Origin of the sequence: Streptomyces sp. NPDC006624 (assembly GCF_040611555.1) — a bacterium.
Classification (GTDB): Bacteria; Actinomycetota; Actinomycetes; order Streptomycetales; family Streptomycetaceae; genus Streptomyces.
In genome coordinates, this window is the sequence record NZ_JBEXOM010000018.1 from 153,329 (window position 1) to 160,597 (window position 7,269).

Annotated in this window: 4 protein-coding genes; 3 read left to right on the top strand and 1 reads right to left on the bottom strand. The window is 72.8% G+C overall.

Features of this window, described 5'->3' with window-relative positions; genetic code table 11:
• The first annotated feature begins 194 nt into the window (after positions 1-194).
• The 3 genes from ABZY20_RS28610 to ABZY20_RS28620 all read left to right on the top strand — a co-directional run bounded on the left by ABZY20_RS28610 (position 195) and on the right by ABZY20_RS28620 (position 5,296).
• A complete protein-coding gene (locus tag ABZY20_RS28610; protein ID WP_356445001.1) occupies positions 195-1,595 on the top strand; it encodes an APC family permease in 1,401 nt (466 codons plus the stop codon).
• A 183-nt stretch (positions 1,596-1,778) separates the two neighbouring features.
• On the top strand, positions 1,779-4,433 hold the full coding sequence (locus ABZY20_RS28615; protein WP_356445003.1) for a CocE/NonD family hydrolase: 2,655 nt from the start codon (positions 1,779-1,781) through the stop codon (positions 4,431-4,433).
• Positions 4,430-5,296 carry an ABC transporter permease gene (locus tag ABZY20_RS28620; RefSeq protein WP_356445005.1) on the top strand — a complete coding sequence of 289 codons (867 nt, stop codon included), beginning with the start codon at positions 4,430-4,432 and terminating at the stop codon, positions 5,294-5,296. The genes ABZY20_RS28615 and ABZY20_RS28620 overlap by 4 nt, the downstream gene beginning before the upstream one ends.
• Positions 5,297-5,517: 221 nt before the next feature.
• Here the strand turns inward: ABZY20_RS28620 and ABZY20_RS28625 are convergent.
• Positions 5,518-7,269 (bottom strand): Ig-like domain repeat protein (locus ABZY20_RS28625; protein WP_356445007.1); only part of this gene is annotated, 1,752 nt, incomplete at its 5' end.

Sequence of the window (7,269 nt, forward strand, 5' to 3'; positions counted from 1 at the left end):
CGTGTCTCCACGGCCCCTTGATGCCCAAATGAACAGTGGAAGCGCGTTCCCGCTGCGGATTCCGTAGGTAAACACCCATTGACGTTCCGCTTTTCGTCGGGGTTCGATGCTGCGCACATCACACGTCGTCGCACAGCACACGTCGCACCTCCACTGCTGAGCCGCCGAGCCGCCGAGCCGATGGGAACCGCCGCATGACCGACACGCTCCGCCCTGTCGAGACCGCCGTCGCGCACGCGCCGGACGGCCACCCCAGGAAGCTCAAGCGCTCCATCGGAGTCGTCGGCGGCACCCTCCTCACCCTCTCCTGCGTCACCCCCGCCTCCACGCTGTTCGTGGTGGTCCCCGACCTGTTCGGCACGCTCGGCACCGCCGCCGCCCTCACCATCGCCATCGGCTCGCTGCTCTGCGTCGCGGTGGCGTTCTGCTACTCGGAGCTGGGCACCCTCATCCCCAGCGCCGGCGGCGAGTACGCCATGGTCTCGACGCTGGCCGGACGCCTCGCCGGCTGGCTGGTGTTCGTGCTCTCGCTGCTGGTCGTGATGATCGTCCCGCCGGTCATCGCGATGGGCACGGCCGACTACCTCGCCCCGCTCGTGCACCTCGACCCGTCCTGGACAGGCGCCTCGGTGATGCTCCTCGCGACCCTCGCCGGCCTGCTCGACCTGCGCGCCAACGCCTGGATCACCGGCGTCTTCCTGGTCCTGGAGGTCATCGCGGCGGCGGTCGTGGCGGTCCTGGGCTTCACCCACGCCGAGCGCGGCGCCGGCAGCCTGGTGTCGATGCAGGTGGCGGGACCCGACGGCACGCCGGACACGGTGACGGCCCTCCTGGTCGTCTCCGGCCTCGCGATCGCCCTGTTCGTCACGCAGGGCTTCTCCACCGCGGTCTACCTCTCCGAGGAACTGGAGAACCCCCGCCGCACGGTGGCCCGCACGGTCCTGGCGACCCTGGCCATCTCGGCCGTGGTCATCCTCGTCCCGGTCGCCGCGATCACCCTGGGCGCCCCGGACCTCGCCGCCCTGACCGGCGGCGACATCGGCACCATGGTCACCGCATGGTCCGACTCCGCCGTCGGCACGTTCGTCAGCCTCTGCGTGGCCCTCGCGATCATCAACGCCGGAATCGTCATGGTCATCCAGAACTCCCGCGTCCTGTTCGCCTCGGCCCGCGACAAGGCCTGGCCCGAGCCGGTCAACACCCTCTTCTCCCGCCTCGGCCGCTTCGGCTCCCCCTGGGTCTCCACCCTCGCCGTCGGCATCCCCGGCGCGGCCCTGTGCTTCGTGAACCTGGACACCCTGTACGGCGTCACCGGCGTCTCGGTCACGGGCATGTACCTGCTGGTCGCGATCGCCGCCCTCCTCACCCGCCGCAGCACCCACCGCCACACCCGGGCCTGGCGCATGCCCCTGTGGCCCGCGGCCCCGCTCCTGCTGATCGTGGTCCTGGTGTACGTCCTGAGCCGGCAGGAGCCGGCGTACCTGCTCTGGACCGGCGGCATCACGGCGGCGGCGACCCTGTACTGGGCCCTGTACCTGCACCCGCGCAGGGACACGCGCTGGCTCGTCTCGATCCCGGAGGATCAGCAGGCCTAGGGGCGCGGGGAACGGCGCGAACAACCACGACGCACCCGCACACGGCCGATCACGGCACCACCCGGGCCGGACGCCGTACACCACCCGCAGTACGCCGGGAACCGCGTGTACACCCCTGGAGGGTCCCCCACTTCGGTCTCCGGTCGACACCTGTTCGACAGGTTCACCCCGTACCGTTGACGCATGGATCTTCGACTGCCCGGACTCAGCGGGCTGCTTCGGAGGCCCCGGAGGCTGCTGGCCGCCGGGGCCGCCGTCGTCGTCCTCGCCGGCGCAGGCACCTGGACGGCCGTCGCGGACGACGACGTGCCCCCCGTCCACCGCTCCGACCGCCTCCTGGCCACGCACGACGGCGTCCGGATCGACACCTCCTTCTTCACCTCCACAGGAGACGGCCGCCGCCCCGCCGTCCTGCTCGGGCACGGCTTCGGCGGCAGCAAGAAGGACGTGCGGCAGCAGGCCGAGGACCTCGCCAGGGACGGTTACGCCGTCCTGACGTGGTCGGCCCGCGGCTTCGGCAAGTCGAACGGCAGGATCGGGCTCAACGACCCCGAGGGCGAGGTCGCCGACGTCTCGAAGCTCATCGACTGGCTGGCCGCACAGCCCCAGGTCGAGCTGGACGGCAAGGGCGACCCGCGCGTCGGCATGGCCGGTGCCTCCTACGGCGGCGCCATAGCCCTGCTCGCGGCCGGCCACGACCCCCGCGTCGACGCCATCGCCCCCGCGATCACGTACTGGAACCTCGCCGACGCGCTCTTCCCGAACGGCGTGTTCAAGAAGCTCTGGGCCGGCATCTTCGTCAACTCCGGCGGCGGCTGCGAGAAATTCGAACCCGCGCTGTGCCGGATGTACGAGCGGGTCGCCGAGTCGGGCACGCCCGACACGGAGGCGCGCGCACTGCTCGAGAAGCGCTCGCCGTCCGCCGTCGGCGAGAACATCAAGGTGCCGACGCTGCTGATGCAGGGCCAGTCCGACTCCCTCTTCCCGCTCGGCGAGGCCGACCGGGCCGCGAGGACCATCCGCGCCAACGGCGCCCCCGTCGACGTCGACTGGATCTCCGGCGGCCACGACGGTGGCGACATGGAGACCGGCCGCGTCCAAGGCCGCGTGACGTCCTGGTTCGACCGCTACCTGAAGGACGACAAGGGCGCCGGCACCGGCCCCGCCTTCCGCGTCACCCGCACCCTGGGCCTCGGCTCCGGCGACGGCGAACCCCGCCTGACCGGCGTCACCGCGGACCGCTACCCGGGGCTGGAGAGCAAGCGCAGCCCCCTCGCCCTGGCCGGCCGCGAGCAGAGCTTCGGCAACCCGCCCGGCGCCAGCCCGCCCGGCGTCTCCGCCCTGCCCGGCCTCGGCGGCGCGGGCGGCCTCAGCCAGCTCTCCTCCCTCGGCGTCGGCGTCTCCCTGGACTTCCCCGGCCAGTTCGCCGCGTTCGAGTCCGCGCCGCTGCGCGAGGACCTCCAGATCACCGGCTCGCCCACCGCGACCGTGCGCGTGCAGTCCACCAGCGACGACGCCGTCCTCTTCGCCAAGCTCTACGACGTCGGCCCGGGCGGCACCCAGCCGGTCCTGCCCTCCCAGCTCGTCACGCCCCTGCGCGTCGAGGGCGCCAAGGACGGCAAGGACGTCCGCGTCACCCTCCCGGCGATCGACCACGAGTTCGACGACGGCCACCGGCTCCGCCTGGTCCTCGCCTCCACCGACCTCGGCTACGCCTCCCCGGCGGCCCCGGCGACCTACACCGTCTCCCTCAAGGGCGACCTGCAGGTCCCCTCGGCCCTGGGACAGCGCGACTCCCGGGCCGGGCTGCCCGCCTGGGTGTGGTGGCTGCCCCTGGCCGGCGCCGGCATCGCCCTGGCGCTGCTCCTGACGGGCCGCCGCCGCACCACCGCCCCGGCCCCGCCGGACCCCGCGCTCGCCGACGTCCCGCTGACGATCACCGGCCTGACCAAGCGCTACGCCAAGTCCTCCGACCGGTACGCCGTGAAGGACCTGTCGTTCCGCGTGGAGCAGGGCCAGGTGCTCGGCCTGCTCGGCCCCAACGGCGCCGGCAAGACCACCACCCTGCGCATGCTCATGGGCCTGATCAGGCCCGACGGCGGCGAGATCCGCGTCTTCGGCCACGCCATCGCACCGGGCGCCCCGGTCCTCTCCCGGGTCGGCGCCTTCGTCGAGGGCGCGGGCTTCCTGCCGCACCTGTCCGGCCGGGAGAACCTGGAGCTGTACTGGCGCGCCACCGGCCGCCCCGCCGAGGACGCGCACATGGAGGAGGCCCTGGAGATCGCGGGCCTGGGCGACGCGCTCGCCCGCGCGGTGCGCACCTACTCGCAGGGCATGCGCCAGCGCCTCGCCATCGCCCAGGCCATGCTCGGCCTGCCGGACCTGCTCATCCTGGACGAGCCGACCAACGGCCTCGACCCGCCCCAGATCCGCGAGATGCGCGAGGTGATGATCCGCTACGCCGCCGCCGGCCGCACGGTCATCGTCTCCAGCCACCTCCTCGCCGAGGTCGAGCAGACCTGCACCCACCTGGTCGTCATGGACCACGGGCAGCTCGTCCAGGCGGGCCCGGTCGCCGACATCGTCGGCTCCGGCGACACCCTCCTGGTGGGCACGGCCGCGCCCGTGGACGAGCCGGTGCTGGAGAAGGTCGCCGCCCTGCCCGGCGTCGCCTCGGCCGTCCGCGCCGACGAGGGCCTGCTGGTCCAGCTCGACGCCGACGGCAGCCCGCAGCGCCTGGTCGCCGACCTCGTACGGCTGGACGTGGCGGTCGCCTCGGTCGGCCCGCACCGCCGCCTGGAGGACGCCTTCCTCACCCTGATCGGAGCCGAAGCATGAGCACGCTCGCCGAGCCGCCCGTCGAGGTCGCCGACGGCTACCGCGCGGGCCGCACCCTGCCCTTCCGCGTCGAGCTGGTCCGGCAGCTGAAGCGGCGGCGCACGATGGTGATGGGCGGCGTCCTGTTCGCCCTGCCGGTCATCCTGCTCGTCGCCTTCCAGATCGGCGGCGACCCGGGCGGCAACAACAACCGCGTCAACCTCATGGACACGGCCACCGCGTCCGGGACCAACTTCGCCGCGGTGAACCTCTTCGCCGCCGCCGGCTTCCTGCTCGTCATCCCCGTCGCCCTGTTCTGCGGGGACACGGTCGCCTCGGAGGCGAGCTGGTCCTCCCTGCGGTACCTGCTCGCGGCCCCGGTGCCCCGGGCCCGGCTGCTGTGGTCCAAGCTCGCGGTCGGACTCTCCCTGAGCCTGGCCGCCCTGGTCCTGCTGCCGGTCGTCGCCCTGCTCGCCGGCACGGCCGCCTACGGCTGGGGCCCGCTCCAGCTGCCCACCGGAGGCAGCCTGCCCACCGGCACGGCGGCCCAGCGGCTGCTGATCGTCGTCGCGTACATCATGGTGTCCCAACTGGTCACCGCCGCCTTGGCGTTCTGGCTGTCGACCCGGACCGACGCCCCGCTCGGCGCGGTCGGCGGCGCGGTGTTCCTCACCATCATCGGCAGCGTCCTGGACGAGGTGACGGCCCTCGGCGACTGGCGCCACTTCCTGCCCGCGCACTGGCAGTACGCCTGGCTCGACGCCGTCCGGCCGCAGCTGGAGTGGTCGGACATGATCCAGGGCACCTCCCTCTCGGTGACGTACGCGCTGGTGCTGTTCGCCCTGGCCTTCCGGGGTTTCGCCCGCAAGGACGTCGTCTCCTAGCCCGAGGGCGTCATCTCGCGGCCGTGGTAACGGCGGGGGGTCGCCCGCCCGCCGCCACGCCGAGGGCGGTGCCCGCTCGGCAGGCACCGCCCCACTGTCGGACGAGACGCTCTCCTTCCGGCCGCCGGTGGTGCCGACGACTCTCCTCGGGTTCTACGCTGCTGAGTCCTCCTCCTCTCCGGGGCCTGCGCGGCGGCCCCGGCGTGGCGACCGGTGTGCGGTCAGGGAAGGAGCGGGAACAGGACGAGGGACAACGGCGCCGTCACGGAGGACGGGGCGTAGCAGCCAGTTCCGGCGAAGGACGCGGTGTAGCTCGTCGCCGTGATCACCGTGCTGGGAACCGTCAGCGCCGGCGGGGCGAGTGTCGCCACCCCGGAGGCGTCGGTGAGCGCGGTTCCGAGCAGGACCGGTCCCGCGACGGTGTTCGCCGAGAAGACGACCACTCGTCCCGCGACCGGAGCCGCGGTGGACGTGACCTTGAGCGTGGCGCTCATCGACGGGATGACGAAGGAGCCGTTCATCCGCAGCCGGATCTGCGCCGTGGACGCCGTCAGCGTCGTCGGAGTGGCGGTCACGGTCAGGTTCGCCGTCGCGGCTGACGGACTGTTGCAGGAGCTGCCGCTGTAGACGGCGGTCACCGTGCCGCTGGTGTTCGCGGTAGTGGTCACGCAGGCCTTGCCGCTCGCGTCGAGCGGGACGGTCTGGGTGAAGCCACCGGGACCGTTGAAGGTCACCGTCCCGGCGGGAGTGCCGCTGCCGGGCGCGACGGTCGTGACCTGGGCGCAGAACGTCACCGGTCCGCCGCAGCCGCCAGGGCTGGGCGTGAGGGTGAGCACGGTCGTGGTCTGGGCGTTGTTCACGATCGCCGTCGTGGTGCCCGTCGACGGGGTGAAGCACGTGTCGCCGTTGTAGGTGGCGGTGACGGTGCCGGTGGTGAGGCTGCTGGTGGTGAGGCAGGCGGTGCCGTCGGGGGCCAGGTTCACGGTCTGGTTCAGTCCGCCGGGGCCGGTGAAGGTGACCGAGCCGGTGGGGGTGCCGTTGCCGGGGGCGACGGCTGTGACCGTGGCGCACACGGTGACGGTCTGTCCGCACACCGAGGGCTTCGGGTTCACGGTCACCGACACGGTGCTGGCCGCCTGGCCGACGGTCGCGGGTGCGGTGCCGGTCGACGGCGCGAGGCATGTGTCGCCGTTGTAGGTGGCGGTGACGGTGCCGGTGGTGAGGCTGCTGGTGGTGAGGCAGGCGGTGCCGTCGGGGGCCAGGTCCACGGTCTGGTTCAGTCCGCCCGGGCCGGTGAACGTGACGGTTCCCGTGGGGGTGCCGTTGCCGGGGGCGACCGCTGTGACCGTGGCGCACACGGTGACGGTCTGTCCGCACACCGAGGGACTCGGGTTCACGGTCACCGACACGGTGCTGGCCGCCGGCACGACGGTCACGGGTACGGTGCCGGTCGACGGCGCGAGGCATGTGTCGCCGTTGTAGGTGGCGGTGACGATGCCGGTCTCCAGCACCGTGGTGGTGAGGCAGGCGGTGCCGTCGGGGGCCAGGTCCACGGTCTGGTTCAGTCCGCCCGGGCCGGTGAACGTGACGGTTCCGGTCGGTGTCTCGTTGCCGGGGGCGACGGCCGTGACCGTGGCGCACACGGTGACGGTCTGTCCGCACACCGACGGGGTGGGGTCGACGGTGACGGTGGTGGTGCTGGCCGCTTGGTCGACGGTCACCGGTGCGGTACCGGCCGACGGGGTGAAGCATGTGTCGCCGTTGTAGGTGGCGCTGACGATGCCGGTCTCCAGCACCGTGGTGGTGAGGCAGGCGGTGCCGTCGGGGGCCAGGTCCACGGTCTGGTTCAGTCCGCCGGGGCCGGTGAAGGTGACCGTTCCGGTGGGGGTGCCGTTGCCGGGGGCGAGGGCCGTGACCGTGGCGCACACGGTGACGGTCTGTCCGCACACCGAGGGGGTGGGGTCGACGGTGAC

Bases quoted from the DNA above. Each gene is read 5' to 3' on its own strand.
- ABZY20_RS28610 (WP_356445001.1), top strand. From the start codon at position 195: ATGACCGACACGCTCCGCCCTGTCGAGACCGCCGTCGCGCACGCGCCG.
- ABZY20_RS28620 (WP_356445005.1), top strand. From the start codon at position 4,430: ATGAGCACGCTCGCCGAGCCGCCCGTCGAGGTCGCCGACGGCTACCGC.
- ABZY20_RS28615 (WP_356445003.1), top strand. From the start codon at position 1,779: ATGGATCTTCGACTGCCCGGACTCAGCGGGCTGCTTCGGAGGCCCCGG.